Here is a 26,500-nt window from a genome sequence, read left to right on the forward strand (position 1 = left end):
AAGAGGATTTCAAGTGAACAAGTGGTTGATTCCGGCTATTACAACGTTAGCTTTGCTCAGCGGTTGCTCCAGCGTGCAGCGCGGCTCCATCCCGGTGGTGGATTCCGGCACGGCCGTATCCAACAATGACCGGATCTCGGCCAATGGCGGCTTTCGCCAGACCGTGACTACCCGTCCAAACCCTGCCACGACCCAGGCGGTACCGCAGGATTCCGGCGTAGTGGTGATGGTCCCGGGTGGGGGCGCCACCACATCTGCACCCATCAGCTCCGCACCATGGACGCCGGGGCCGATCACCCCTGGCCCGTCGAACTCGGCGCCGATTGATACCGCGCCGATCAACCAGGGCACCTACAACATGCCGTCGACCCCGAGCGGGATTCCCTCGGCCAATGCCGGCGGCCTGTCTGCCGACGAGCAGTTGGACGGCCCGGTCCTGGCCTTGCTCACCACTGCGCAGCAACAGCAGGCCGGTGGCGACTTGAACGGCGCATCGTCCAGCCTTGAGCGCGCCCAGCGGGTCGCGCCGCGTGAACCGCAGGTGCTCTACCGCCTGGCGCAAGTGCGCATGGCCCAGGGTGATGCGCCGCAAGCTGAGCAGTTCGCCCGTCGTGGCCTGACGATGGCCAACGGTCGTCCTGACCTGCAAGCCAGCCTGTGGGCCTTGATTGGTGATGCACGTGCTGCACAAGGTGATGCTGCCGGTGCTGCCCAGGCCCGGCAGAAGGCCAGGGTCAGTCTCTGATGGATCCTCGTTTTCCGGCGATTGCCGAACAGTTGTTGCTGATTGAGCGCGAATTGCGCGTGGCGGGCTGGTGGGATGAGGTGTCTCCCGGTGCAGAGGCGCTGAGCAGCGTCGAGCCGTTTTCCGTGGATACCCTGGATTTTCATCAGTGGCTGCAGTGGATCTTCCTGGCGCGGATGAAACAGATCCTCGAACAGAACCTGCCGTTACCTAATGCGTCGGGCATCCTGGAGATGGCCGAGATGGTCTACGCCGACCGTCCCCAACAAAGCCTCGGCCTACGCTCTGCGCTGAAAAAGTTCGACCAACTGATCGTCGGCGCTCGTTAATTGCCTGACTGCCGGGTTTTCCGGCAGTCTTGCGCACATTTCTACCGCTTGACGACATTCAGGCGAGTTTTATCCCTCCTCAAAGCCCTTTCTTCTACGTTCTCATGCGCTTAGTTGGAAAAAAGCGCAATTATTGCTTGACTTGAAGGGGCTGAAACAGAAGAATCCAAAGTCCGCTGTATCGGGACTGCCAGAAGCAGGCCCGCTCAGCAGATCATGAGGCGCACATCCGCGCCGACCTGTTACACCCGCAACGCGTTACCTCGCGCTGGGTGGGAAAAGCCCGCAACACTTGGGACGATCCCAATACTTGCTCAGTCAGTGCTGACGTAGTCGGCGACCACCGTCGCTCATGCTCTGTTGAGAAGTAAACCTATTAAGACCCGTCGGTTTTCAACGGACGGTATTCTGGCGTTTTAGAGGTGAACAACGTGGAGCTTTTATCTGGCGGTGAGATGCTCGTCCGCTTTTTGCGTGACGAAGGCGTCGACTATATCTACGGGTACCCAGGTGGTGCTCTGCTGCATGTCTACGACGCACTGTTCAAGGAACCGGCTGTCAACCACATCCTGGTTCGCCACGAACAGGCCGCGACCCATATGGCTGACGGTTATGCCCGTGCCACCGGTAAAGCCGGCGTGGTGCTGGTAACGTCCGGCCCTGGCGCAACCAATGCCATTACTGGCATCGCGACTGCGTATATGGACTCTATTCCGATGGTGATCATTTCCGGCCAGGTGGCGAGCACCATGGTGGGCACTGATGCATTCCAGGAAACCGACATGATCGGTATCTCCCGGCCGATCGTGAAACACAGCTTCATGATCAAGCATGCCTCGGAAATCCCGGAAGTCATGAAGAAGGCGTTCTACCTCGCGCAATCCGGTCGCCCGGGTCCAGTGGTGGTCGATATCCCGAAAGACATGACCAACCCGGCGGAAAAGTTCGAATACATCTTCCCGAAGAAAGCCAAGCTGCGTTCCTACAGCCCGGCCGTGCGTGGGCACTCGGGGCAAATCCGCAAGGCAGCAGAAATGCTCCTGGCGGCCAAGCGCCCAGTGCTTTACTCGGGTGGCGGCGTGATCCTGGGCGGCGGTTCCGCACCGTTGACCGAATTGGCCAAGATGCTCAACCTGCCGGTGACCAACACCTTGATGGGCCTCGGTGCCTTCCCGGGTTCGGACCGTCAGTTCGTCGGCATGCTCGGCATGCACGGCAGCTACACGGCCAACCTGACCATGCACCACGCCGACGTGATCCTGGCCGTGGGCGCGCGGTTCGATGACCGGGTGATCAACGGCGCGAGCAAGTTCTGCCCGAATGCCAAGATCATCCACATCGACATCGACCCGGCGTCCATCTCCAAGACCATCAAGGCCGATGTGCCGATTGTAGGTCCCGTGGAGAGCGTGTTGACCGAAATGGTCGCTGCGCTCAAGGACATTGGCGAGACGCCGAACAAGGAGTCCGTTGCCAGTTGGTGGAAGCAGATCGACGAATGGCGCGGTGACCGCGGCCTGTTCCCTTACGACAAAGGCGACGGCAGCATCATCAAGCCACAAACCGTGATCGAAACCCTGTGCGAAGTGACCAAGGGCGACGCCTTTGTGACCTCCGACGTGGGCCAGCACCAGATGTTCGCCGCGCAGTACTACAAGTTCGACAAGCCTAACCGCTGGATCAACTCCGGTGGCCTGGGCACGATGGGCTTTGGTTTCCCTGCGGCCATGGGTGTGAAGCTGAGCTTCCCGGATGTCGACGTGGCTTGTGTCACCGGTGAAGGCAGCATCCAGATGAACATCCAGGAGCTGTCGACCTGCCTGCAATATGGCCTGCCGGTGAAGATCGTCTGCCTGAACAACGGTGTGTTGGGCATGGTTCGCCAATGGCAGGACATGAGCTACAACAGTCGTCACTCCCATTCCTACATGGAATCGTTGCCTGACTTCGTCAAGTTGGTTGAAGCCTATGGCCATGTCGGCATGCGCATCACCGATCTGAAGGATCTCAAGCCGAAGATGGAAGAGGCGTTCGCCATGAAGGATCGCCTGGTGTTCATCGACATTCAGGTCGACACCAGCGAGCACGTCTACCCGATGCAGATCAAAGACGGCTCAATGCGCGATATGTGGCTGAACAAGACGGAGCGAACCTAATCATGCGGCACATTATCTCCCTGCTTCTGGAGAACGAACCGGGCGCTCTGTCTCGTGTGGTCGGCCTGTTTTCGCAGCGCAACTACAACATCGAAAGCCTGACCGTGGCCCCGACCGAAGACCCGACCCTGTCGCGCCTGACGTTGACCACCGTAGGCCATGATGAGGTGATCGAGCAGATCACCAAGAACCTCAACAAGCTGATCGAAGTGGTCAAGCTGGTCGATTTGTCGGAAAGCGCCCACATCGAGCGTGAGCTGATGCTGGTCAAGGTCAAGGCCACGGGTGCCCAACGTGCCGAGATCAAGCGTACTACCGATATTTATCGTGGGCAGATCGTCGATGTGAGCGCCAGCGTTTATACCGTTCAACTGACCGGTACCAGCGACAAACTGGACAGCTTCATCCAGTCGATCGGGACGGCCTCGATTCTGGAAACCGTACGCAGTGGTGTCACCGGGATTGCCCGTGGCGACAAAGTACTCAGCATCTAACCCAATTAGCGAATGGCCTTAAGGCCTGGATATATAGAGGAACCTCATGAAAGTTTATTACGATAAAGATTGTGACCTGTCGATCATCCAGGGCAAGAAAGTCGCCATCATCGGCTACGGCTCCCAGGGTCACGCACAAGCTTGCAACCTGAAAGATTCCGGCGTTGACGTGACCGTTGGCCTGCGCAAAGGCTCGGCCACTGTTGCCAAGGCAGAAGCCCATGGCCTGAAAGTGACTGACGTTGCTTCCGCTGTTGCGGCTGCCGACCTGGTCATGATCCTGACCCCGGACGAGTTCCAATCCGCGCTGTACAAGAACGAAATCGAGCCGAACATCAAGAAAGGCGCCACCCTGGCCTTCTCCCACGGCTTCGCGATTCACTACAACCAAGTTGTGCCACGTGCTGACCTGGACGTGATCATGATCGCGCCGAAAGCACCGGGCCACACCGTGCGCTCCGAGTTCGTCAAGGGCGGTGGTATTCCTGACCTGATCGCGATCTACCAGGACGCCTCGGGCAACGCCAAGAACGTTGCACTGTCCTACGCTGCTGGCGTCGGTGGTGGTCGTACCGGCATCATCGAAACCACCTTCAAGGACGAGACCGAAACCGACCTGTTCGGCGAACAAGCCGTTCTGTGCGGCGGTACCGTTGAACTGGTCAAAGCCGGTTTCGAAACCCTGGTTGAAGCTGGCTACGCGCCGGAAATGGCCTACTTCGAGTGCCTGCACGAACTGAAGCTGATCGTTGACCTCATGTACGAAGGCGGTATCGCCAACATGAACTACTCGATCTCCAACAACGCCGAGTACGGCGAGTACGTGACCGGCCCGGAAGTCATCAACGCCGAATCCCGTCAGGCCATGCGCAACGCCCTGAAACGTATTCAGGACGGCGAATACGCCAAAATGTTCATCAGCGAAGGTGCTACCGGCTACCCTTCGATGACCGCCAAGCGTCGTAACAACGCCGCTCACGGTATCGAAGTCATCGGCGAGCAACTGCGCTCCATGATGCCGTGGATCGGTGCCAACAAGATCGTCGACAAAGCCAAGAACTAAGTCGCACGTGTCTACGGAAAACGCGGCCTAGGCCGCGTTTTTTCGTTTGAGGGCTGGTTCTGGTATAAAGCTGCATCGTTTGCGGGCGAAACTCGCCGCAAGTGTCTATCGATTTTTTTCACACCGTTGCAAGGTAAAGTCCATGAGCGAACGTCCCGAAGAGCCAAACCAGGCCTCTGACGCCGAAAGCCTGCTACCGATCGATGAGCATGTCGAAGAAGGGCATGACGCGGAAGGCCGCAAGGTCCGGCATCGTGGCATCTATCTTCTGCCCAACCTGTTCACCACGGCGAACCTGTTTGCCGGTTTCTACTCCATCATCAATTCCATGAGTGCCCAGAGCGCGCTAGCAGCAGGTGATGCGGCGAGTGCCAGCAAGTACTTCGGTTTTGCTGCCATCGCGATCTTCGTGGCCATGGTCCTCGATGGCCTTGATGGGCGCGTGGCGCGCATGACCAATACCCAGAGCGCCTTCGGTGCCGAGTACGACTCGCTGTCGGACATGGTGGCCTTTGGTGTCGCACCTGCGTTGCTGGCGTTTGCTTGGGCCCTGGGTGACATGGGCAAGGTTGGCTGGATGGTGGCCTTCATCTATGTCGCGGGCGCTGCGTTGCGCCTGGCACGCTTCAATACCCAGGTGGGCACTGCCGACAAGCGTTACTTCATCGGTCTTGCCAGTCCTGCGGCGGCGGGTGTGGTGGCCGGTATTGTCTGGGCGTTCAGTGACTATGGTATCCAGGGTTCGAAGATGTCGTTCCTCGTGGCCTTGATGGTTGCGGCGGCCGGTATGCTGATGGTCAGCAACATCAAGTACAACAGCTTCAAGGAATTCGACCTGAAGGGGCGTGTGCCTTTCGTGGCGATTCTGGTGGTGGTACTGGTGTTCGCGGTGGTCTTCAGTGATCCGCCGCGGATCCTGCTGCTGGCGTTCCTGGTATATGCGGCTTCGGGTCCGGTTCAGTATCTGTTGCATCTGCGCCGGGACAAAACATTGCCTTAATGTAATTTCCCCCATACTCCGCAGTCTATTGGTGCATCAGTTCTCCAATGCTGCGGAGTTGCCATGTTAATCAAGTTGCCCAAAGCGTCCGATTGTCACGAATCGGACGTCACCCCAGAATCCCTCTATTTCTCCCGCCGCAGTCTGCTCGGTGGCGCGCTTGCCGGTATTGCTGCCAGCAGCCTGCCGCGTTGGGTGAGTGCGGCTGACACTGCGCGTTATGCCGATGTCGAGCCAGGCAAGGCTCCCGGCTGGTTCGCCGAGAAACTTCCTGGCACGCAATGGCAGGCGGTGACGGTCAAAGACGAAGCCATCACGCCGTTCAAGGATGCGACCCATTACAACAACTTCTATGAGTTCGGCACGGACAAGGGCGATCCGGCGGCGAATGCCGGCTCGCTCAAGACCGAGCCATGGAGTGTCGTGATTGATGGTGAAGTCGCAAAACCAGGGCGTTATGCGCTGGAAGACTTCATGAAGCCCTATCAGTTGGAAGAGCGGATCTACCGTCTACGCTGTGTCGAGGCGTGGTCGATGGTCATTCCATGGATCGGCTTTCCCATATCGGCCTTGCTTAAACAGGTCGAGCCCACTTCCAAGGCCAAATACATCCGCTTTGAAACCCTGCAGGATCCCAAGAGCATGCCGGGCCAGCGCTCAAGTTTTGGCCTGATCGATTGGCCTTATATAGAAGGACTGCGCCTGGATGAAGCGATGAATCCTTTGGCGATCCTGGCTGTGGGCATGTATGGGCGGGAATTGCCCAACCAGAATGGCGCGCCGCTGCGTTTGGTGGTGCCGTGGAAGTATGGCTTCAAGAGCGTGAAATCTATCGTGCGGATCAGCCTGGTGAGCGAGCAACCGAAAACCACCTGGCAGAGCATTGCGGCGGATGAGTATGGGTTTTATGCGAATGTGAACCCCACCGTCGATCACCCGCGCTGGACCCAGGCCCGGGAGCGGCGCCTGCCCAGTGGCTTGTTCAGCCCGAATGTACGCGAGACGCAGATGTTCAATGGCTACTCGGATGAGGTCGCTTCTCTTTATACCGGCCTTGATCTGCGGAAGAACTACTGATGCGCTACCCCATCTGGCGCCTTGGCGTCTTTATAGCTGCGGCGGTGTGGCCGTTGTACTGGTTGTATGAGGCGTGGAGTCTCACCTTGGGGCCTGATCCCGGAAAAGTGCTGGTTGATCGGTTGGGGTTGGGAACGCTGATCCTGTTGCTGGTTACGTTGGGAATGACGCCACTGCAAAAATTGAGCGGTTGGGCAGGGTGGATCGCTGTGCGCCGGCAGTTGGGGTTGTGGTGCTTTGCGTATGTGGTGTTGCACCTCGCCGCTTACTGCGTATTTATCCTGGGGCTGGACTGGTCGCAACTGGGCGTTGAGCTGCGCAAGCGGCCCTACATTATTGTGGGGGCGTTGGGTTTTATGTGCTTGTTGGTGTTGGCGGTGACATCCAATCGCTATAGCCAGCGTCGGCTGGGCGCCCGTTGGAAGAAGCTGCATCGCCTGGTGTATGTGATTTTGGGGCTTGGTTTGCTGCATATGCTGTGGATCGTGCGTGCCGATCTGAAGGAGTGGGCTATCTATGCCTCTATAGGGGCGCTGCTTTTGCTCTTGCGGATTCCGCCTGTGATGCGCCGAATCCCTCGCCTTATTGCCAAAAAAGCACCTTCTGCAACAAAAGCGTAATTAACGCTTGACCGCAGATCCTGGAAGTCTATAATTCGCCCCACTTCCGGCGCAGTCGAAACGGAAAACTCTTTGGTAAACAATGAGTTATGTAGTTTTCGGCAGCAGGTTGCTTCAGTACATCGAAGCCAAAAGGAAGTTGAAAAAGAGGTGTTGACAGCAGCGTGTAACGCTGTAGAATTCGCCTCCCGCTGACGAGAGATCGAAGGCGCAAGTGGTTGAAGTTGTTGAGGAAAACCTCGAAACTTCTGAAAATAATCACTTGACAGCAAATGAGGCTGCTGTAGAATGCGCGCCTCGGTTGAGACGAAAGATCTTAACCAACCGCTCTTTAACAACTGAATCAAGCAATTCGTGTGGGTGCTTGTGGAGTCAGACTGATAGTCAACAAGATTATCAGCATCACAAGTTACTCCGCGAGAAATCAAAGATGTAACCAACGATTGCTGAGCCAAGTTTAGGGTTTCTTAAAAACCCAAAGATGTTTGAACTGAAGAGTTTGATCATGGCTCAGATTGAACGCTGGCGGCAGGCCTAACACATGCAAGTCGAGCGGTAGAGAGAAGCTTGCTTCTCTTGAGAGCGGCGGACGGGTGAGTAATGCCTAGGAATCTGCCTGGTAGTGGGGGATAACGTTCGGAAACGGACGCTAATACCGCATACGTCCTACGGGAGAAAGCAGGGGACCTTCGGGCCTTGCGCTATCAGATGAGCCTAGGTCGGATTAGCTAGTTGGTGGGGTAATGGCTCACCAAGGCGACGATCCGTAACTGGTCTGAGAGGATGATCAGTCACACTGGAACTGAGACACGGTCCAGACTCCTACGGGAGGCAGCAGTGGGGAATATTGGACAATGGGCGAAAGCCTGATCCAGCCATGCCGCGTGTGTGAAGAAGGTCTTCGGATTGTAAAGCACTTTAAGTTGGGAGGAAGGGTTGTAGATTAATACTCTGCAATTTTGACGTTACCGACAGAATAAGCACCGGCTAACTCTGTGCCAGCAGCCGCGGTAATACAGAGGGTGCAAGCGTTAATCGGAATTACTGGGCGTAAAGCGCGCGTAGGTGGTTAGTTAAGTTGGATGTGAAATCCCCGGGCTCAACCTGGGAACTGCATTCAAAACTGACTGACTAGAGTATGGTAGAGGGTGGTGGAATTTCCTGTGTAGCGGTGAAATGCGTAGATATAGGAAGGAACACCAGTGGCGAAGGCGACCACCTGGACTGATACTGACACTGAGGTGCGAAAGCGTGGGGAGCAAACAGGATTAGATACCCTGGTAGTCCACGCCGTAAACGATGTCAACTAGCCGTTGGGAGCCTTGAGCTCTTAGTGGCGCAGCTAACGCATTAAGTTGACCGCCTGGGGAGTACGGCCGCAAGGTTAAAACTCAAATGAATTGACGGGGGCCCGCACAAGCGGTGGAGCATGTGGTTTAATTCGAAGCAACGCGAAGAACCTTACCAGGCCTTGACATCCAATGAACTTTCTAGAGATAGATTGGTGCCTTCGGGAACATTGAGACAGGTGCTGCATGGCTGTCGTCAGCTCGTGTCGTGAGATGTTGGGTTAAGTCCCGTAACGAGCGCAACCCTTGTCCTTAGTTACCAGCACGTAATGGTGGGCACTCTAAGGAGACTGCCGGTGACAAACCGGAGGAAGGTGGGGATGACGTCAAGTCATCATGGCCCTTACGGCCTGGGCTACACACGTGCTACAATGGTCGGTACAGAGGGTTGCCAAGCCGCGAGGTGGAGCTAATCCCACAAAACCGATCGTAGTCCGGATCGCAGTCTGCAACTCGACTGCGTGAAGTCGGAATCGCTAGTAATCGCGAATCAGAATGTCGCGGTGAATACGTTCCCGGGCCTTGTACACACCGCCCGTCACACCATGGGAGTGGGTTGCACCAGAAGTAGCTAGTCTAACCTTCGGGAGGACGGTTACCACGGTGTGATTCATGACTGGGGTGAAGTCGTAACAAGGTAGCCGTAGGGGAACCTGCGGCTGGATCACCTCCTTAATCGACGACATCAGCTGCTCCATAAGTTCCCACACGAATTGCTTGATTCATTGAAGAAGACGAAAAGAAGCAGCCCGAAATTGGGTCTGTAGCTCAGTTGGTTAGAGCGCACCCCTGATAAGGGTGAGGTCGGCAGTTCGAATCTGCCCAGACCCACCAATTTTGTGTGGGAAACGCCTGTAGAAATACGGGGCCATAGCTCAGCTGGGAGAGCGCCTGCCTTGCACGCAGGAGGTCAACGGTTCGATCCCGTTTGGCTCCACCACTACTGCTTCTGTTTGTATAAAGCTTAGAAATGAGCATTCCATCATTGTGATGGTGAATGTTGATTTCTAGTCTTTGACTAGTTCGTTCTTTAAAAATTTGGGTATGTGATAGAAAGATAGACTGAACGTTACTTTCACTGGTAACGGATCAGGCTAAGGTAAAATTTGTGAGTTACTCAAATTGAGTATTATCGAATTTTCGGCGAATGTCGTCTTCACAGTATAACCAGATTGCTTGGGGTTATATGGTCAAGTGAAGAAGCGCATACGGTGGATGCCTTGGCAGTCAGAGGCGATGAAAGACGTGGTAGCCTGCGAAAAGCTTCGGGGAGTCGGCAAACAGACTTTGATCCGGAGATGTCTGAATGGGGGAACCCAGCCATCATAAGATGGTTATCTTAAGCTGAATACATAGGCTTAAGAGGCGAACCAGGGGAACTGAAACATCTAAGTACCCTGAGGAAAAGAAATCAACCGAGATTCCCTTAGTAGTGGCGAGCGAACGGGGACTAGCCCTTAAGTGGCTTTGAGATTAGCGGAACGCTCTGGAAAGTGCGGCCATAGTGGGTGATAGCCCTGTACGCGAAAATCTCTTAGTCATGAAATCGAGTAGGACGGAGCACGAGAAACTTTGTCTGAATATGGGGGGACCATCCTCCAAGGCTAAATACTACTGACTGACCGATAGTGAACTAGTACCGTGAGGGAAAGGCGAAAAGAACCCCGGAGAGGGGAGTGAAATAGATCCTGAAACCGTATGCGTACAAGCAGTGGGAGCCCACTTTGTTGGGTGACTGCGTACCTTTTGTATAATGGGTCAGCGACTTATTTTCAGTGGCGAGCTTAACCGAATAGGGGAGGCGTAGCGAAAGCGAGTCTTAATAGGGCGTCTAGTCGCTGGGAATAGACCCGAAACCGGGCGATCTATCCATGGGCAGGTTGAAGGTTGGGTAACACTAACTGGAGGACCGAACCGACTACCGTTGAAAAGTTAGCGGATGACCTGTGGATCGGAGTGAAAGGCTAATCAAGCTCGGAGATAGCTGGTTCTCCTCGAAAGCTATTTAGGTAGCGCCTCATGTATCACTGTAGGGGGTAGAGCACTGTTTCGGCTAGGGGGTCATCCCGACTTACCAAACCGATGCAAACTCCGAATACCTACAAGTGCCGAGCATGGGAGACACACGGCGGGTGCTAACGTCCGTCGTGAAAAGGGAAACAACCCAGACCGTCAGCTAAGGTCCCAAAGTTATGGTTAAGTGGGAAACGATGTGGGAAGGCTTAGACAGCTAGGAGGTTGGCTTAGAAGCAGCCACCCTTTAAAGAAAGCGTAATAGCTCACTAGTCGAGTCGGCCTGCGCGGAAGATGTAACGGGGCTCAAACCATACACCGAAGCTACGGGTATCACCTTCGGGTGATGCGGTAGAGGAGCGTTCTGTAAGCCTGTGAAGGTGAGTTGAGAAGCTTGCTGGAGGTATCAGAAGTGCGAATGCTGACATGAGTAACGACAATGGGTGTGAAAAACACCCACGCCGAAAGACCAAGGTTTCCTGCGCAACGTTAATCGACGCAGGGTTAGTCGGTCCCTAAGGCGAGGCTGAAAAGCGTAGTCGATGGAAAACAGGTTAATATTCCTGTACTTCTGGTTATTGCGATGGAGGGACGGAGAAGGCTAGGCCAGCTTGGCGTTGGTTGTCCAAGTTTAAGGTGGTAGGCTGGAATCTTAGGTAAATCCGGGATTCTAAGGCCGAGAGCTGATGACGAGTTACCCTTTGGGTGACGAAGTGGTTGATGCCATGCTTCCAAGAAAAGCTTCTAAGCTTCAGGTAACCAGGAACCGTACCCCAAACCGACACAGGTGGTTGGGTAGAGAATACCAAGGCGCTTGAGAGAACTCGGGTGAAGGAACTAGGCAAAATGGCACCGTAACTTCGGGAGAAGGTGCGCCGGTGAGGGTGAAGGACTTGCTCCGTAAGCTCATGCCGGTCGAAGATACCAGGCCGCTGCGACTGTTTATTAAAAACACAGCACTCTGCAAACACGAAAGTGGACGTATAGGGTGTGACGCCTGCCCGGTGCCGGAAGGTTAATTGATGGGGTTAGCTAACGCGAAGCTCTTGATCGAAGCCCCGGTAAACGGCGGCCGTAACTATAACGGTCCTAAGGTAGCGAAATTCCTTGTCGGGTAAGTTCCGACCTGCACGAATGGCGTAACGATGGCGGCGCTGTCTCCACCCGAGACTCAGTGAAATTGAAATCGCTGTGAAGATGCAGTGTATCCGCGGCTAGACGGAAAGACCCCGTGAACCTTTACTATAGCTTTGCACTGGACTTTGAATTTGCTTGTGTAGGATAGGTGGGAGGCTTTGAAGCGTGGACGCCAGTTCGCGTGGAGCCAACCTTGAAATACCACCCTGGCAACTTTGAGGTTCTAACTCAGGTCCGTTATCCGGATCGAGGACAGTGTATGGTGGGTAGTTTGACTGGGGCGGTCTCCTCCTAAAGAGTAACGGAGGAGTACGAAGGTGCGCTCAGACCGGTCGGAAATCGGTCGTAGAGTATAAAGGCAAAAGCGCGCTTGACTGCGAGACAGACACGTCGAGCAGGTACGAAAGTAGGTCTTAGTGATCCGGTGGTTCTGTATGGAAGGGCCATCGCTCAACGGATAAAAGGTACTCCGGGGATAACAGGCTGATACCGCCCAAGAGTTCATATCGACGGCGGTGTTTGGCACCTCGATGTCGGCTCATCACATCCTGGGGCTGAAGCCGGTCCCAAGGGTATGGCTGTTCGCCATTTAAAGTGGTACGCGAGCTGGGTTTAGAACGTCGTGAGACAGTTCGGTCCCTATCTGCCGTGGACGTTTGAGATTTGAGAGGGGCTGCTCCTAGTACGAGAGGACCGGAGTGGACGAACCTCTGGTGTTCCGGTTGTCACGCCAGTGGCATTGCCGGGTAGCTATGTTCGGAATAGATAACCGCTGAAAGCATCTAAGCGGGAAACTAGCCTCAAGATGAGATCTCACTGGAACCTTGAGTTCCCTGAAGGGCCGTCGAAGACTACGACGTTGATAGGTTGGGTGTGTAAGCGCTGTGAGGCGTTGAGCTAACCAATACTAATTGCCCGTGAGGCTTGACCATATAACACCCAAGCAATTTGTTTCTCGAAAGAGCATCAGATTGCGGTGTGTGAAGACGAAATGAACCGAAAGTTCGAATCTCACAAAACACCGAAAGCTGTCACATACCCAATTTGCTGAAGCGAGGCACTTGCCACGACTCAGTACCCGAATTTCTTGACGACCATAGAGCATTGGAACCACCTGATCCCATCCCGAACTCAGCAGTGAAACGATGCATCGCCGATGGTAGTGTGGGGTTTCCCCATGTGAGAGTAGGTCATCGTCAAGATTAAATTCCGAAACCCCAATTGCGAAAGCAGTTGGGGTTTTGTTTTGGGCGGTCGAAAAGGCGCTGGCATAACACCATTGTTCATCCCGACAAATTTGCACAGTTATTTCCCAACCAGAACACTAGAATAGACGCCTGATCATTTTAGACTTAGAGCCCTATATGTCCGACCCGGTTGATACCACCCAGGTGTCCGACCTACCGCTGGAGGACCTGGTTGCCTGCCACGAGTGCGACTTGCTGATGCGCAAGCCAGAGCTTGCGCACGGTGAAAAGGCCCAATGCCCGCGCTGTGGTTATGAGATGTACGCCCACCGCTACAATGTCGTCGAGCGCAGCCTGGCCTTGGTGATCGCAGCGTTATTGCTGTACATCCCGGCGAACTTTTTACCCATCATGCAGCTCAACCTACTCGGGCAGTCTTCTGAAGACACGGTCTGGAGCGGTGTAGTCGCCCTGTTCAATACCGGGATGCAAGGCGTCGCGGTGGTGGTGTTCCTGTGCAGCATGGGCATCCCGTTGCTCAAGCTGCTGTGCCAACTGGCGGTGCTGCTGAGTATTCGCTGGAACATAGGCCGCAGCTACGGCCTGTTGCTCTACCGTATTTATCACCATATGCGCGATTGGGGGATGCTTGAGGTCTACCTGATGGGCGTGCTGGTGGCGATTGTAAAGCTGGCCGACATGGCCGCCCTCAGTGTAGGCCTGGGGCTGGCCTGCTTTGTCAGCCTGTTGATGGTTCAGGTGCTGCTGGAGGTGGTCATGTCACCTCACCAAATCTGGCAGGCATTGTCCGGGGAGGACGAACATGCGGGCGATTGATGCTGGCATTCTGATCTGTACCGAATGCCACGAACTCAACAGGCAGGACCCGGAGACCGACGAGCAAACCTGCACCCGTTGCGGTGCGTTGGTCCATGCCCGCCGTCCGAACAGCCTGATGCGCACCTGGGCTTTGCTGATTACTGCGGCAATTCTGTACATTCCGGCTAACCTGTTGCCAATCATGACGATCAACTCCCTGGGGCAGGGTGCGCCGAGCACTATCATGGCGGGCGTGATCGAACTGGTTCAGCACGGTATGTTCCCGATTGCCGCCGTGGTGTTTATTGCCAGTATCCTGGTGCCGACCTTCAAGCTGGTGGGCATCGCCCTGTTGCTATTCTCGGTGCAGCGTCACCAGCCGCTTTCCGCCCGACAACGCATTATCATGTACCGCTTTATCGAATTCATCGGTCGCTGGTCCATGCTGGATATCTTCGTGATCGCCATTCTGGTGGCGGTCGTTAACTTTGGGCGACTTGCCAGTATCGAGGCCAATCTCGGTGCCGTGGCGTTCGCCAGTGTGGTGATCTTGACGATGTTTGCCGCAGTAACTTTCGATCCCCGACTGATTTGGGATAACACGGAGTCGGACGACGACCATGACTGATTTGCCAAAGGCTAAAACCCGCCCCGCTTCGAACTGGTCGGCCATTTGGGTACTGCCGTTGATCGCCCTGGTGATTGGCGGCTGGCTCGGATGGCGTGCCTACACCCAGACGGGCATCGAGATCCAGGTTCGCTTTGAAAGCGGTGAAGGCATCCAGGCCAACAAGACCGAAGTGGTCTACAAAGGCATGCCCGTGGGCAAGGTCAAGACCCTGGCCCTGGATGACGAGGGCAGCAATCGCGGGGTGATTGCCACCATCGAGATGAACAAGGATGTCGAGCAATACCTCAAGGCCAATACGCGCTTCTGGCTGGTCAAGCCCAGCGTGAGCCTGGCCGGGATCACCGGCCTCGAAACCCTGGTCTCGGGCAATTACATCGCCGCCAGCCCAGGTGACGGCGAGCCTACGCGCAAATTCAAGGCGCTTTCCGAAGAGCCGCCATTATCCGACGCCAAGCCCGGCCTGCACCTGACCGTCAAGGCCGAGCGGCTCGGCTCGCTCGACCGTGGCAGCCCGGTCTTCTACAAACAGATCCAGGTTGGCCAGGTCAAAAGCTACCTGCTGTCAGCCGATCAAAACACCGTCGAGATAAAAGTCTATATCGAGCCGACCTACGCCAACCTGGTGCGCAAACATACGCGTTTCTGGAACGCCAGCGGCATCAGCATCGACGCCAACCTGTCCGGGGTCAAAGTGCGCAGCGAGTCCCTGGCCAGCATCGTCTCCGGGGGGATTGCCTTCGCCACGCCGGAAAACCGCAAGGACAGCCCGCCCACCGACCCAAGCCTGCCGTTCCGTCTGTACGAAGACTTCGACGCCGCCGCCGCGGGCATTCGCATCAAGGTCAAGCTCAGTGACTTCGAGGGCCTGCAAGCCGGGCGTACGCCGGTGATGTACAAAGGCATCCAGGTCGGCAGTCTCAAGGCCCTCAAGGTCGACTCCGACCTGTCCAGCGCCAGCGCCGACCTGACCCTCGACCCGTTGGCCGAAGATTACCTGGTGGAAGGCACACAATTCTGGGTAGTCAAGCCGTCCATCTCCCTGGCCGGTATCACCGGCCTGGAAGCCCTGGTCAAGGGCAATTACATTGCCATCCGTCCCGGCGACAAAGGCGCCAGTCCCCAACGTGAGTTCGTCGCCCGGCCCAAGGCGCCACCGCTGGACCTGCGCTCCCCAGGCCTGCACCTGGTCCTGCTCACAGAAAACCTCGGCTCCCTGGAGGTTGGCAGCCCGATCCTCTACAAACAGGTCAAGGTCGGTTCGGTCCAGAGCTATCAGTTCTCGCGCAAGCGCAAGCAGCTGGTGATCGGTGTGCATATCGAGAAGGAGTACGAAGGCCTGGTCAACGGCTCGACGCGTTTCTGGAACGCCAGTGGCGTGACACTGACCGGCGGGCTCACCGGCGGCATCCAGGTCAAAAGCGAATCCCTGCAAAGCCTGATGGCCGGGGGGATCGCCTTTGAGACCCCAGAGCCAAACGTACCGCTGAGAAATCGCATCCCGCGTTTCCGCCTGTTTGCCGATCACGAAGCCTCCACCCAGCGTGGCACCCTCATCACGATCAAGGTCGACCGCGCCGACGGCCTGCGCCCCGGTACGCCGATTCGCTTCAAAGGCCTGGACGTGGGCAAGATCGAAAGCGTCGACCTGAGCGCCGACATGCAGTCAGTGATGCTTAGTGCGCGCATCACCGAAGTGCCTGAGCGGATCGCCCGCACCGGCAGCCAGTTCTGGGTGGTCAAGCCCGAGTTGGGCTTGATGAAGACCGCCAACCTGGAAACCCTGGTCACCGGCCAGTACATCGAAGTCTTGCCGGCGGTGAAAAGCACCGGGGCACAAAAGAACTTCGTGGCCCTGGCCCAACCGCCCGAGGCTAACGTGCAGGAAGCCGGCTTGAGCCTGGTCCTCAGCGCGGCCCGCCGCGGTTCGTTGAAAGTCGGCGTGCCGGTTACCTACCGCGAAGTCACGGTGGGCAAGGTCACCGGCTACGAGTTGGGCAAGACGGCCGACCGTGTGCTGATTCATGTGCTGATCGAGCCCAAGTACGCCCCGCTGGTGCGTGGCGGCAGCCGTTTCTGGAACAGCAGTGGCTTTGGCCTGGACTTTGGCCTGTTCAAGGGCGCGACAGTGCGTACCGAATCCCTGGAAACCCTGGTCCAGGGCGGCATCGCCTTTGCGACGCCGGATGGCGAGCGCATGGGCAACCCGGCGTTGCCCGAGCAGACCTTCCCGCTGTTCGACAAGTTTGAAGACGAGTGGCTGATCTGGGCGCCGAAGATTCCCCTGGGTAAATAAATCCAGGAGCCACAAAAAAGGCCGCGATCCAAAAGATCGCGGCCTTTTTAATGCCTTGGTAGGCGCCGATCAGACCTCATCCAACTGCGGCTCATCCGCCTGCACATTCACCGTCGCCTTCACCACATCATGGCGGCGGATGTACTTCCAGTCCGCCTCATCGATGTAGATCCCGTTCGGCCCACTGCCGCCCTCCAGGTCGATCGCCACCTGGGCGGAAACCTGCGGCTTCACACTGGCCAGGATCGGCACAAAGCCCAGTTGCAGGCTAGTCTCCAGCAATGCTGCCTGGTTCTTCTCATCGATATCCGCCGCCTCGTCGAGGTAGTACGGCAGGCGCACGCGACCGGCCTGGTCGCGGTCCATCAAGTGCAGCAACAAGTACATGTTGGTCAGAGCCTTGATGGTCATGGTGGTGCCGTTGGACGCAGCGCCATCGATGTCGGTGTGAATGATCGGCTGGCCGTTGACCTTGGTAATCTCGAACGCCAGTTCGAACAGGTCCTTGAGCCCCAACTGGTTGTGGTTGGCGGCCACCAGGCGTGCCAGGTATTCCTTGGCCTCTTCGTTTTTGTTGTCCTGCTCGGCGCTTTGGCTGAGGTCGAACACCGACAGGGTTTCGCCTTCCTCATACTGACCGGCACTGTGAATGATCTGGTCGATATGCTTGAGCGCTTCCTTGTTCGGCGCCAACACGATACGGAAGCTCTGCAGGTTGGATACCTGGCGCTTGTTGATCTCGCGGTTGAACAGGGCCAACTGGTGCTCGAGGCTGTCGTAGTCGCTGCGGATATTGCGCAAGGTCCGCGCGATATCAGTCACCGCCGCGCGGCGCGCCTTGCCCAGGGTCAGGGCTTCGTCGGTGCGGTGCGCGTAAGCATTGATCAACAGGTGCAGGCGGCGCTCCATATCGTCTTCGCTGTCGAACTTGGCCACGCCCTTGAGGCGCACCTGGGCGTACAGCGCGTCGATCTGCCCGTCGGCGCGCAGCAACCCCTGCCAGCTGTCCTGATAGTCATTGAGCAGCGGCAGCAGATTATCCATGGAGTCGTCGACCGGATCCATGAACGGCGTGCCAAACGGCAAGTCGGCCGGCAACAACTGGCGACGGCGCAGGGCGTCATCCAGGGTGCGCTGCTTGGCTTCCATATCGCCGATCTGGCGGCCGACCAGTTGCAGCTTGGCCGACAGCTGCTGCACACGTTCGGTAAACGCATCGCTGGAGCGCTTGAGTTCATCCTGGGTGGCTTCCATCTGCGCCAGGTTTTCCAGCTTTTCGCCTTCCTCGGCACTCAGGGTCTGGGCGCGGCGGTAGTCTTCCAGGGCTTTCTGCGCATCGAGTACCTGCTGGTACAGCGCTTCGGTCTGGGTCTTGCTTGCCGCGCGGTCAGAGGCCACCGCCTGCTGGGTCTTGAGTTGCTTGAGTTCTTTTTCCAGGCGCTCCTTCTGGTCGCGCAATGCCGCGCGATCCGCGAGGGCCTGCAAGGCAGGGGGCTCGATGTGCGAGATGTCGATGGACAGCCCCGGTACTTCAAAACGCTCGCCCTTGAAGCCATCGAGGATCAGCTCCAGGGATTTGACCCACTGGCCGTCTTCATCCAGGGTGATGCCATGCTCGCCCAGCGGCAGGCTGAACAACGAACTGTTGAACAGACGCATCAGACGCTCGACGTCCTGCTGTGAGAATTCTTCCCGCAGCTTGGCGTAGCTGTTGTTGTCGGCGTGATCGAGTTGTTGCTTGACCGACTTCAGGCGCTTTTCCAGGTCGCGCAGGCGCTCATCCAGGTCCTCGGCGCTGAACTGTCGCGATTGCGCCAGGGCGCCGGCCAGTTCGTCGTGGGCATCCTTGGCCGCCAGCAGTTGCTGCTCCAGGACCTTGACGTCATCCACCAGGGCAAAGCGATGCTTGAGCACCGACAACTCGCCCAGCCAGCGCTGGATGCCGCTGATTTCCCGCTCCAGGCGCATCAGCTCCTGGGTGCCGCCGCGCTGATCGTTCTGCAGCGCATCCTGCTCGTTGCGGTAGTGTTCGGCCTGGATCGTCAGCTCTTCCTTGCGCGCACTGGCGTAGTCCGACCAGGTGCCCAGCAGCGAATCGAGCAACGGCGACAGGCGATGCAGTTTGCCGCGCAGGATGTCGCGCTGTTTCACGCCATTGGCCAAGGCCTCGACCAATGGGCCGGCGGCTACCAGTGAGTTGTAGTCCTGCTCCATGCGTCGCACATCGCGGAACGCTTCTTCACACGCCGCAATGTAATCCACACTGCCCGAGCGCAGGCTGTGCTCGAACGCATCGAGGAACAACTGCTTGAGCTTGGCCGCGGTGATTTCGCGCATGTGCAGCAGGTTGATAAACAGCGCACGGAAGGTCTTCAGGCTTTGCTCGCTGGTGGAGCGCAGCGGAATCAGGGTCAGGTCCAGCGGGATCGAGGTATGGCCACCCACCAGCAAGCGCCGCAGCTCGTCGGGCTTGAGCTCATAGGCCTTCAGGCCCTCGCGCTCAAGGTTGGTGAACAGCTCTTTCTGACGCAGGCAGGTGTCGTTCTTCTGATAGTGGGCCAGGTCCAGCTTGCCGGCGTAGGCAAAGAACTGGTGACCGAAACCGCCCCCCGGGCCGCGCCCGACCACGCCAATCACGTGCGGGCCGTGGGGCAGGGAGACTTCGACGAGGATGTAGCTGGTGTCGGTGGCGAAGTAGAAGCGCCGCGACTGTTCCAGCGTGTACTTGCCGAAGCTCATGTCCGACATGCGCGCCAGGATCGGGAACTGCAAGGCGTTGATCGAAGCCGATTTACCGAGGTTGTTTGCGCCATACACCGACAGCGGCTCTTCCAGCGGGAACAGGCCCAGGCTGTAGCCGGCGGTGTTCAATAGGGCGAAGCGGCGAATGCCGTAACGTTCCTTGCTCATGCATCGGTCTCCTGTTCTTCGGCAATGGCACGGGCGAGGGCATCTTCTTCGCTTTCAAACTCACTCAAGTCCAGCGGGTCATCGGTCTGCAGCAGCTTTTCATCACTGTCTTCGTCGATGATCACCGGCGCCGGCAACGGCAGCACACTGTGGACGCTGGCCGCCAGGTCGCGGTCGGCCTGGACCGACAGGCACACGTCGAGGAAACGGTGCATCGGTGGCAGGAAGCGGTAAACACCGTTGTCTTCACCGGCAAAGCCGAGCTGGGTCATGCGGCGCATGATTTTTTCTTCCAGCTCCTCAACGGTCTGTACTTCGGCCTGGATAAACAGGTCGCGGTACTTCTCCAGCAACGAGGGCAGCTCATCGCGGCCCAGGCTGCCACCGTCGAGCACGGCAATCGGGTCGCGGCCCTGGTCGGCCAGGTGCTCGACGATGATGAAGGTGAACAATGCCAGGCGCTGCGCGGTCTTGTTCACCTGCGCGGCGGCCACGGCGGTGTCCGGCACGAAGTAATAGAAGCCACGGGTGTCGCATACCAGCTCAAAGCCCAGGGCCTTGAACAGCGTGCGGTACTGGTCCTGGAAGTTCGACAATTGCGCGTACAGCTCCGGGTCGCGGCGGCTGACGTGGTAACCCTTGAACAGCTCGCGAAAGATCGGCGCCAGCTGGGACAGTTCGGATAGATCAAGATGCATAGGGTGTGCTCGCAGAATTCTCGGCTACGTCGGTGCTGGCCGGGAGCAGGGCGAATGAGCGCAGGCTGACCTGGTGCTCGTGAGTGTGGTAATCCCGGCGTTCCAGGCGCTCGCGCTTGAAACGCTTCTCCCGCGACAAACGCGAGAACCAGTACAGCAACTCGTCGGTGGCCCCGTCCGGTTCCTGTTCCAGCAGCCAGGTCATCAGGTCCGGCATCGGCAGCGCGTCTTCGCAACGCTCCAGCATCTCCTTGACCGTGCGTGGCGCACGCTGGGCTTGGCCCTTGTGGGATTTGTGGGCCTTGGGGAACCGCGCAGGCTTGGGTTCGAAGTTCGCCAGGGCATACACATAGGCTTCGACCTGGCTGGCACTACCGAGGAAGGTACTTTGTGGCCGGGTGAACATCGGCATCGCCGCTTGCGGCACCGCGTCCAGGCCCTTGCGCCGGATCGCCGAGAGGGCCAGCGCCGCGCCACGGGTCACGGCGTTGTGCCGGCGTGCCTCTTCGCGCAGCGGCAGCAGCAGCTCGCGGGCATGACGCAGGGTCAGTTGGGCGCTGGTCTGCATTTCGAGGATGCGCGCGTGGGTGCGCAGCAACATATCGTCATCCACCAGGTGGCCCAGGCGCTGTTGTTCGGTGAGCATGCGCAGCAGCACGTTCTCAACCTTGCGCACGCCTTGCTCGAAGGCACCGTCGGCGTTCACCAGTTGGATCATCGGCTCGACGTACTCGTCCCAGGTCGCCAGGACCTCGGCATAGCGCTGGCGCAACGGGATCTGCCGGTCGCTGGTCTTGGCGCGGTCGGCCACGGCCGCGAGGGCCTGTTCGTCATTGGCGAGTTTTTTCAGCACGTCGCGCACGCGCATGTCCAGCAGCCGCAGTTGGCGAGCCAGGTCATGGCCGTCGCGGATGTCGAAGGCGTCCTGGATATAACCGGCCAGGCGCTCGAGGTGGCGCAGGTAGGCTTCGATTTCCAGGCACAGGCCTAGCCGGTGCTCCTTGCGAAGATAGGCCAGGAAGTCATGGATCTGCGCGTTGAGCTCGAAACGGTTCGGGCTCTTGGCGACAGGCACCAGGATATCCAGGCGAATCCACACGTCCAGCAGGCTGGTGATGTCCTGTGGCGTGCTGTCCAGTTGTTGGGCGGCCAGTTGCGCGCGCAACTCGCCAAGGCTCAGGGTGCCTTGGTCGAAGTGTTCGCACAGTGGCTCAAGCAGGGCCCAGTGTTCGGCGAGGGCGCGCAAGACGCGCTTGGGTTCGATCATCGGAATGGCCGGCTGGTTGGCGAATTAAAAGCAGCGATTGTACTGCATCAGGCGCGGGATTTATCCACAGCCGGTCAGGGCGCGTTCGCGATGGGCGGTCAGCAATGCAGAGAAAATCATCAACGGTGGGCGATCGTCGTCGAAGGGCGGTAGAATCTGCGCTCTTTAGTTATCCACAAGTGGTCGCGCCTTGCTTATCGAGTCCCGACGTCGCGCTTACTTGACCGCCATGCAGGTGGTCAACTGGCTGCCGCGCACCGAATTGCCCTTTGCCGCCCCGTCGCGGCCCGAACTGCTGCAGCCGCTGGAGCCGTTCGAGCCATTCGACGCCTCGGGCGAGGAAGCGGCGCCGCCGGTCGCGCTGGTAAAGCCTGTGGCCGAGGTGCCTGTGCGGCCATCGGAGCGGGTCAAGATCGAAGTGCCACGCCCTTCGGCGGCGCCCAAGCCCGCTGCAGTGGCCGACGCTGCCCCGGTGGCCAAGGCCCCGGTCGTGCCGCCACCGCGTTTTGCCCTGCAATTGCTGCGGGCCGGGCGCTGCCTGTTGCTGGTCGAACTGCCCACCGGCGAACGTTTCCAGGCGCGCGACCCGGCCTACCTGCTGCTCAAGGACATGCTGCGCGCTGCCGGCCTGCCCGACAGCCCGCAGATCGTCGGCGAGCCGGTGCGCTGGCCGTTGCTGGTGCGCGGCAATATGGACCAGGGGCCGGACGCCGCGCGTGACTTCGTGCAGGGCTTTGTCTCGGCCCGCCTGGAAGATGAACCCTGTGTGTGCCTGTGGCTGATCGGCCTGCCGGCCGTGCGATTTGCCGGCGAAGCCAACGCCGAGGCCTGGTACCGCGAACTGCAGGTCGAAGGCCTGGGTTCGGTCTGGGCCTTGCCGGGCCTGGAATTATTAATGGAAGAGCCACAGCGTAAGGCTGATGTCTGGCAAGCCATGCGCCGGCTGATGGCGCGCTGGAAAACAACCGATGAGTGAGGCTTTATCCTTCCGCCCGATGACCGAGGCTGACCTCGACGCCGTGCTGAAAATCGAATACGCGGCGTTCAGCCATCCCTGGACCCGTGGCATCTTTCTCGACGGGCTGGGCAAGTACCAGATCTGGTTGATGTTCGAAGGCGAGCAGCAGGTGGGCCATGGCGTGGTGCAAATCATCCTCGATGAAGCGCATTTGCTGAACATCACCGTCAAGCCGGAAAACCAGGGCCGCGGCCTGGGCCTGGCGCTGCTGGAGCACCTGATGTCCCGGGCCTATGCCGCCAGTGCGCGGGAATGCTTCCTGGAAGTGCGCGATAGCAATACCGGGGCATTCCGCCTGTATGAGCGCTACGGTTTCAACGAAATCGGCCGTCGCCGCGATTACTACCCGGCCGTCGGTGGTCGCGAAGACGCCGTCGTCATGGCCTGCACCCTGGTCGACTAAAACACACGATCCCGTGTGGGAGCAGTCTTACGTGGGAGCTGGCTTGCCTGCGATAGCGGTGGTGAATCCAGCGCCGCTATCGCAGGCAAGCCAGCTCCCACACCGCCATGCTTCACCATAAGTCAGGCGCTGTGTCAGCGGTTGCCGTCGACCGGATCAATGTCCGCCAACTCGGCTTCATCCAACCCATTACCGCCGCCAATCTCGTCCTCATCGACGATACTCAGGTCCCAATCCGCCTGCTCGCCTTCACCTTCTTCGCGGGCATCGCGCGCGCCATCTTCATGGATCAGGGTTTCGGGGCTCATATCATCATCCGTGGGCTCATGATCCGCCGTCGAAGCCCCGGTCATTCCGGCCTCGCGCACCCGCTCGTCGGGCATCAGGTGCTCGCGCTCTCCACGCGGGATCTCATCGCCGATTTCCGCCGTTGGCTCTTGCTCGTCAAAATCCAGCTCGCGCATCGAGCCCATGCGATCTTCGTTGTCATCAATCGGTGCCGGCGTCGGGGCGCCGTAGGGACGTCGTGATTGCGTCATGGCCAATCCTCATACTGTGGGGCTTATAGTGTGTGGACAGGCCCGGCCTCCCAAAGATTCAAGCTAATTTGCGTGGGGCGTGACCTGGGCGAGAGGTTGTCAGTCACAAAACTGCGCATCATTCCTGAGGCTTTCCTGATGAACGAACTACAAGACCTGCTTGATAACAACGAACGCTGGGCGGATGCGATCAAACAGGAAGATCCCGAATTCTTCGCCAAGCTTGCCCGCCAGCAGACCCCGGAATACCTGTGGATCGGCTGTTCGGACGCCCGGGTGCCGGCCAACGAGATCGTCGGCATGCTGCCGGGCGACCTGTTTGTGCACCGCAACGTGGCCAATGTGGTGCTACACACCGACCTCAACTGCCTGTCGGTGATCCAGTACGCGGTGGATGTGCTCAAGGTCAAACATATCCTGGTCACCGGCCATTATGGCTGCGGCGGCGTGCGTGCTTCGATGCAGGACCGCCAGTTCGGCCTGATCGACGGCTGGCTGCGTACGATCCGTGACCTGTACTACGAGAACCGCGAAGTACTGGCCCAGTTGCCCACGGAAGAAGAACGCGTCGATCGCCTGTGTGAACTCAACGTCATCCAGCAAGTGGCCAATGTCGGTCACACCAGCATTGTGCAGAACGCCTGGCATCGTGGGCAGAGCCTGTCGATCCACGGTTGCATCTACGGGATCAAGGACGGCCGCTGGAAGAGCCTCAACGCCACCATCACCGGGTTCGAGCAACTGCCGCCGCAGTACCGCCTGCGCCCGATCGAGGCCATTTAATAGCGTTTGCGCTGGCGCCACTGTTCCATGAACAGTTGGCCCTCGGCGTTCAAGGGCTCTTTCATGCCGGTGATCCAGCCTCGGCAGTTGCCGGCGCCGCAACGGCACGGGAACTGCCGGAACAGCACGTCCTCGGTGCTGGCGTAATCCATGGTCAGCAGCGCGCCGGGGCGGATCGCCTGGATCGACCACAGCTCCAGTTCGCTGATATCGAGGAACACATTCGGGTCGCATGAATGCAGGAGCAAGCCGCTGAACCAGGGGTCGTACAAGTGGATGCGCGAAGACACCTGCAGCGTGTGCAAGCGCCGTTCGCTCAGGGCGTGCCCGGAAATCTTGGCGATACGCACTCGGCTGTCGAAGGCGACCTTGGCCTTGATCCCGGTTCCACGTCCGTTGCGGGTGCGCACCACCTCGAAGTCACGACGCGAGGGGTAACCTTTTTTCGCCAGCAGTGTTGCGAAGGGATACAGACAGTCACTCGCGGCCGCAGGTGCTTCTTCCATGACTTGGGTTTTCATAGGGCTCCTTGTCGGGCTGCATCGACCTCCTGATATTGATTAGACTGCCGGTCTTGCAGCAAATGGGCACCGTCCCAGATTTACGCAAAAAAACGCCGATAGCTACTGTCAAATCTGACAGTAGCTATCGGCGTTTTTTCGCGTAAGACAATGCTGATAAAGCCAGGAGCCTACAGGGACGGCGCCGGCACAGAGGCTTCTGGCATGGGGCTTTTCAGGCGCTTGAGCTGGGCCTTGATCGACGCGTTGCTACATTTTTCCTTGGCCTGCTCGGCGGGCAGCTCTCGCACCGAGGTATAGAACAATTCACAGGTCTGCTCCTTGCGCGTCACCTGCCAGGTATTCATGCAACCCTTGAGCAGCACATTGGGGTCGCTGGCGGGCTGCTGGCCCATTCCAGCCTGCCAGCAGGCGGCGCTCAAGTCCTGGCCCATGACTTTCAAGCCGGCCTCGTCGGCTTTCTGTTCGTCACCGCCGTAGCTGGCCGGGTCGGCGGCGTACCAGATGTAACTGGGGTGATTGGCCCCCAGTACGGCGACATAGCTGCCCTCGGCCGGGCTGATCTGCCCCAGGCCCAATACCCCGAGAGTTTGCCCGTACTGTTGCTGGATCCAACTGCGTACCGGTGCGCCGAAGGCGACCATGGGCAATGAGCCTGTGGGGTGCAGGCTCAACTCGCGAACTATCCGGGTCTGGTACTCGGTGAAGTAGCCATAGACCCCTTCCAGGTCCTTGCCAGCCGTGGAGGGCGCGGCAATCGGCGCAATATCGATGATGGTCTGGTATTCCGGGGTCTGGGCCGCCGCTATGCCATTGGCGGTCAATAACGTGGCCCAACGGTCGGTGGTGGCCGACTCCAGGTAGTCCTGGTAATGGGTCAGGGAATAGTCGGGCGGGAAATGCATCAACTCGATGCTCTTGCGGTTCTCCAGGGCCATGCCCAGCGGCAGGAACAGGTACCAGCTAAATTGCCATTTGCCATCGCGGTTCAACTGGCTGGCGCCTTCATAGGCCAGGTCAGCGGTATGCAACAACGCGGTCAAGGGCTGGCCATAGCCATCGGGTACACCGGTAAAGTGCGCGCGCACCTGATCCGCCTGGGTTTTCACACTGACCCTGGCCCGACTGTAGCCATCACGTTGCAAACTCTGGGTCAGGTAGTGTTCAACTGTCTGTTCCAACGTCAGCGGCCGAAAGCAGATCACACTGCAATTGTTGGGGTAGGCGAACAATTGCCTGACCCGTTGCGCAGTGCCCAGGTCGAGTTCGACATCGGCTTGTACGACCGTGCTCACACTAAGTGCGACAAGGGTGAAGGACAGCCTGGTCAGTTTAAACATGCGTGTTTCCTTGTCAGCTAAAGCCCGTCTGCGCGGGATGAATGCCTACCCTCACACAGTAGCGGCTGACCGGGAAAATGCGTCGGCAAATGCGGTTTTTTTGTAGGG

20 protein-coding genes, 2 tRNA genes and 3 rRNA genes are annotated in these 26,500 nt (G+C 58.2%); 19 read left to right on the forward strand and 6 right to left on the reverse strand.

What is annotated here, in order from left to right; translation table 11 throughout:
• Nucleotides 1-13: 13 nt before the first annotated feature.
• The 16 genes from ACSSVH_RS03865 to ACSSVH_RS03940 all read left to right on the forward strand — a co-directional run bounded on the left by ACSSVH_RS03865 (nucleotide 14) and on the right by ACSSVH_RS03940 (nucleotide 16,913).
• Nucleotides 14-745, forward strand: coding sequence for a tetratricopeptide repeat protein (locus ACSSVH_RS03865; RefSeq protein WP_492634107.1), 732 nt, complete (start codon nucleotides 14-16; stop codon nucleotides 743-745).
• Nucleotides 745-1,074, forward strand: a complete 330-nt coding sequence (locus tag ACSSVH_RS03870) for a YqcC family protein (RefSeq protein ID WP_492634108.1) — start codon at nucleotides 745-747, stop codon at nucleotides 1,072-1,074. The genes ACSSVH_RS03865 and ACSSVH_RS03870 overlap by 1 nt, the downstream gene beginning before the upstream one ends.
• A gap of 431 nt (nucleotides 1,075-1,505) precedes the next feature.
• Nucleotides 1,506-3,230, forward strand: coding sequence for an acetolactate synthase 3 large subunit (locus ACSSVH_RS03875; protein WP_169955054.1), 1,725 nt, complete (start codon nucleotides 1,506-1,508; stop codon nucleotides 3,228-3,230).
• A 2-nt stretch (nucleotides 3,231-3,232) separates the two neighbouring features.
• Entirely contained in the window at nucleotides 3,233-3,724 is a 492-nt protein-coding gene (gene ilvN / locus ACSSVH_RS03880; RefSeq protein WP_003176102.1) for an acetolactate synthase small subunit, read from the forward strand.
• 46 nt (nucleotides 3,725-3,770) lie between these two features.
• The gene (ilvC, locus tag ACSSVH_RS03885; RefSeq protein WP_003176099.1) at nucleotides 3,771-4,787 is read left to right on the forward strand and encodes a ketol-acid reductoisomerase; all 1,017 of its coding nucleotides are present in this window, start codon (nucleotides 3,771-3,773) and stop codon (nucleotides 4,785-4,787) included.
• A gap of 142 nt (nucleotides 4,788-4,929) precedes the next feature.
• Nucleotides 4,930-5,787, forward strand: coding sequence for a CDP-diacylglycerol--serine O-phosphatidyltransferase (gene pssA, locus ACSSVH_RS03890; protein ID WP_029298897.1), 858 nt, complete (start codon nucleotides 4,930-4,932; stop codon nucleotides 5,785-5,787).
• A 63-nt stretch (nucleotides 5,788-5,850) separates the two neighbouring features.
• Nucleotides 5,851-6,864: a protein-methionine-sulfoxide reductase catalytic subunit MsrP gene (gene msrP, locus ACSSVH_RS03895; protein WP_170043553.1), complete on the forward strand. Its 1,014-nt coding sequence runs from the start codon at nucleotides 5,851-5,853 to the stop codon at nucleotides 6,862-6,864.
• Nucleotides 6,864-7,484 (forward strand): protein-methionine-sulfoxide reductase heme-binding subunit MsrQ, encoded by a 621-nt coding sequence (gene msrQ / locus ACSSVH_RS03900; protein WP_492634109.1) that lies wholly within the window; start codon nucleotides 6,864-6,866, stop codon nucleotides 7,482-7,484. The genes msrP and msrQ overlap by 1 nt, the downstream gene beginning before the upstream one ends.
• Nucleotides 7,485-7,971: 487 nt before the next feature.
• A 16S ribosomal RNA gene (locus tag ACSSVH_RS03905) occupies nucleotides 7,972-9,508 on the forward strand.
• A gap of 82 nt (nucleotides 9,509-9,590) precedes the next feature.
• Nucleotides 9,591-9,667, forward strand: a tRNA-Ile gene (locus ACSSVH_RS03910).
• 30 nt (nucleotides 9,668-9,697) lie between these two features.
• Nucleotides 9,698-9,773: transfer RNA gene (locus ACSSVH_RS03915), tRNA-Ala, on the forward strand.
• Nucleotides 9,774-10,021: 248 nt separating this feature from the next.
• Nucleotides 10,022-12,915 (forward strand): 23S ribosomal RNA (locus ACSSVH_RS03920).
• 154 nt (nucleotides 12,916-13,069) lie between these two features.
• Nucleotides 13,070-13,185, forward strand: a 5S ribosomal RNA gene (gene rrf / locus ACSSVH_RS03925).
• The 16S, 23S and 5S rRNA genes sit together here with 2 tRNA genes alongside, the layout of an rRNA operon.
• 162 nt (nucleotides 13,186-13,347) lie before the next feature.
• Nucleotides 13,348-14,007, forward strand: coding sequence for a paraquat-inducible protein A (locus tag ACSSVH_RS03930; protein ID WP_169954800.1), 660 nt, complete (start codon nucleotides 13,348-13,350; stop codon nucleotides 14,005-14,007).
• Nucleotides 13,994-14,617: a paraquat-inducible protein A gene (locus ACSSVH_RS03935; protein WP_169954801.1), complete on the forward strand. Its 624-nt coding sequence runs from the start codon at nucleotides 13,994-13,996 to the stop codon at nucleotides 14,615-14,617. Before ACSSVH_RS03930 ends, ACSSVH_RS03935 begins: the two co-directional genes overlap by 14 nt.
• Nucleotides 14,610-16,913 carry a PqiB family protein gene (locus ACSSVH_RS03940; protein ID WP_170043062.1) on the forward strand — a complete coding sequence of 768 codons (2,304 nt, stop codon included), beginning with the start codon at nucleotides 14,610-14,612 and terminating at the stop codon, nucleotides 16,911-16,913. The genes ACSSVH_RS03935 and ACSSVH_RS03940 overlap by 8 nt, the downstream gene beginning before the upstream one ends.
• A 69-nt stretch (nucleotides 16,914-16,982) precedes the next feature.
• Here ACSSVH_RS03940 and mksF read toward each other — a convergent pair whose 3' ends face one another.
• The 3 genes from mksF to mksB are packed head-to-tail and all read right to left on the reverse strand — an operon-like array spanning nucleotide 16,983 to nucleotide 21,788.
• The gene (gene mksF, locus ACSSVH_RS03945; RefSeq protein ID WP_492634110.1) at nucleotides 16,983-19,823 is read right to left on the reverse strand and encodes an Mks condensin complex protein MksF; all 2,841 of its coding nucleotides are present in this window, start codon (nucleotides 19,821-19,823) and stop codon (nucleotides 16,983-16,985) included.
• Entirely contained in the window at nucleotides 19,820-20,521 is a 702-nt protein-coding gene (mksE, locus tag ACSSVH_RS03950; protein WP_169954804.1) for an Mks condensin complex protein MksE, read from the reverse strand. Before mksE ends, mksF begins: the two co-directional genes overlap by 4 nt.
• Nucleotides 20,511-21,788, reverse strand: a complete 1,278-nt coding sequence (mksB, locus tag ACSSVH_RS03955) for an Mks condensin complex protein MksB (protein ID WP_169954805.1) — start codon at nucleotides 21,786-21,788, stop codon at nucleotides 20,511-20,513. The genes mksE and mksB overlap by 11 nt, the downstream gene beginning before the upstream one ends.
• Nucleotides 21,789-22,017: 229 nt before the next feature.
• Between mksB and ACSSVH_RS03960 the strand changes: the two genes are divergently transcribed.
• Together ACSSVH_RS03960 and rimI are read left to right on the forward strand one after the other, a co-directional pair.
• Entirely contained in the window at nucleotides 22,018-22,764 is a 747-nt protein-coding gene (locus ACSSVH_RS03960) for an energy transducer TonB (RefSeq protein WP_169954932.1), read from the forward strand.
• Nucleotides 22,757-23,209, forward strand: coding sequence for a ribosomal protein S18-alanine N-acetyltransferase (rimI, locus tag ACSSVH_RS03965; RefSeq protein WP_005784514.1), 453 nt, complete (start codon nucleotides 22,757-22,759; stop codon nucleotides 23,207-23,209). The genes ACSSVH_RS03960 and rimI overlap by 8 nt, the downstream gene beginning before the upstream one ends.
• A 134-nt stretch (nucleotides 23,210-23,343) precedes the next feature.
• Here rimI and ACSSVH_RS03970 read toward each other — a convergent pair whose 3' ends face one another.
• Nucleotides 23,344-23,748, reverse strand: coding sequence for a serine kinase/phosphatase (locus ACSSVH_RS03970; RefSeq protein WP_169954806.1), 405 nt, complete (start codon nucleotides 23,746-23,748; stop codon nucleotides 23,344-23,346).
• 138 nt (nucleotides 23,749-23,886) lie between these two features.
• Here ACSSVH_RS03970 and can point away from each other — a divergent pair, with 138 nt between their 5' ends.
• Nucleotides 23,887-24,531: a carbonate dehydratase gene (can, locus tag ACSSVH_RS03975; RefSeq protein ID WP_169954807.1), complete on the forward strand. Its 645-nt coding sequence runs from the start codon at nucleotides 23,887-23,889 to the stop codon at nucleotides 24,529-24,531.
• On the opposite strand, the gene ACSSVH_RS03980 is transcribed toward can, so the two are convergent.
• Both ACSSVH_RS03980 and ACSSVH_RS03985 read right to left on the reverse strand, forming a co-directional pair.
• Entirely contained in the window at nucleotides 24,528-25,052 is a 525-nt protein-coding gene (locus tag ACSSVH_RS03980) for an SET domain-containing protein (protein ID WP_169954808.1), read from the reverse strand. The two genes, can and ACSSVH_RS03980, sit on opposite strands and share 4 nt — an antisense overlap.
• A gap of 170 nt (nucleotides 25,053-25,222) precedes the next feature.
• On the reverse strand, nucleotides 25,223-26,392 hold the full coding sequence (locus ACSSVH_RS03985) for a hypothetical protein (RefSeq protein ID WP_492634111.1): 1,170 nt from the start codon (nucleotides 26,390-26,392) through the stop codon (nucleotides 25,223-25,225).
• Between the last annotated feature and the right edge of the window lie 108 nt (nucleotides 26,393-26,500).

The organism is Pseudomonas sp. HC1(2025) (genome assembly GCF_058742075.1).

Bases quoted from the DNA above. Each gene is read 5' to 3' on its own strand.
- ACSSVH_RS03870 (WP_492634108.1), top strand. From the start codon at position 745: ATGGATCCTCGTTTTCCGGCGATTGCCGAACAGTTGTTGCTGATTGAG.
- ilvN (WP_003176102.1), top strand. From the start codon at position 3,233: ATGCGGCACATTATCTCCCTGCTTCTGGAGAACGAACCGGGCGCTCTG.
- ilvC (WP_003176099.1), top strand. From the start codon at position 3,771: ATGAAAGTTTATTACGATAAAGATTGTGACCTGTCGATCATCCAGGGC.
- pssA (WP_029298897.1), top strand. From the start codon at position 4,930: ATGAGCGAACGTCCCGAAGAGCCAAACCAGGCCTCTGACGCCGAAAGC.
- msrP (WP_170043553.1), top strand. From the start codon at position 5,851: ATGTTAATCAAGTTGCCCAAAGCGTCCGATTGTCACGAATCGGACGTC.
- msrQ (WP_492634109.1), top strand. From the start codon at position 6,864: ATGCGCTACCCCATCTGGCGCCTTGGCGTCTTTATAGCTGCGGCGGTG.
- ACSSVH_RS03930 (WP_169954800.1), top strand. From the start codon at position 13,348: ATGTCCGACCCGGTTGATACCACCCAGGTGTCCGACCTACCGCTGGAG.
- ACSSVH_RS03935 (WP_169954801.1), top strand. From the start codon at position 13,994: ATGCGGGCGATTGATGCTGGCATTCTGATCTGTACCGAATGCCACGAA.
- ACSSVH_RS03940 (WP_170043062.1), top strand. From the start codon at position 14,610: ATGACTGATTTGCCAAAGGCTAAAACCCGCCCCGCTTCGAACTGGTCG.
- mksF (WP_492634110.1), bottom strand. From the start codon at position 19,823: ATGAGCAAGGAACGTTACGGCATTCGCCGCTTCGCCCTATTGAACACC.
- mksE (WP_169954804.1), bottom strand. From the start codon at position 20,521: ATGCATCTTGATCTATCCGAACTGTCCCAGCTGGCGCCGATCTTTCGC.
- mksB (WP_169954805.1), bottom strand. From the start codon at position 21,788: ATGATCGAACCCAAGCGCGTCTTGCGCGCCCTCGCCGAACACTGGGCC.
- ACSSVH_RS03960 (WP_169954932.1), top strand. From the start codon at position 22,018: ATGCAGGTGGTCAACTGGCTGCCGCGCACCGAATTGCCCTTTGCCGCC.
- rimI (WP_005784514.1), top strand. From the start codon at position 22,757: ATGAGTGAGGCTTTATCCTTCCGCCCGATGACCGAGGCTGACCTCGAC.
- ACSSVH_RS03970 (WP_169954806.1), bottom strand. From the start codon at position 23,748: ATGACGCAATCACGACGTCCCTACGGCGCCCCGACGCCGGCACCGATT.
- can (WP_169954807.1), top strand. From the start codon at position 23,887: ATGAACGAACTACAAGACCTGCTTGATAACAACGAACGCTGGGCGGAT.
- ACSSVH_RS03980 (WP_169954808.1), bottom strand. From the start codon at position 25,052: ATGAAAACCCAAGTCATGGAAGAAGCACCTGCGGCCGCGAGTGACTGT.
- ACSSVH_RS03985 (WP_492634111.1), bottom strand. From the start codon at position 26,392: ATGTTTAAACTGACCAGGCTGTCCTTCACCCTTGTCGCACTTAGTGTG.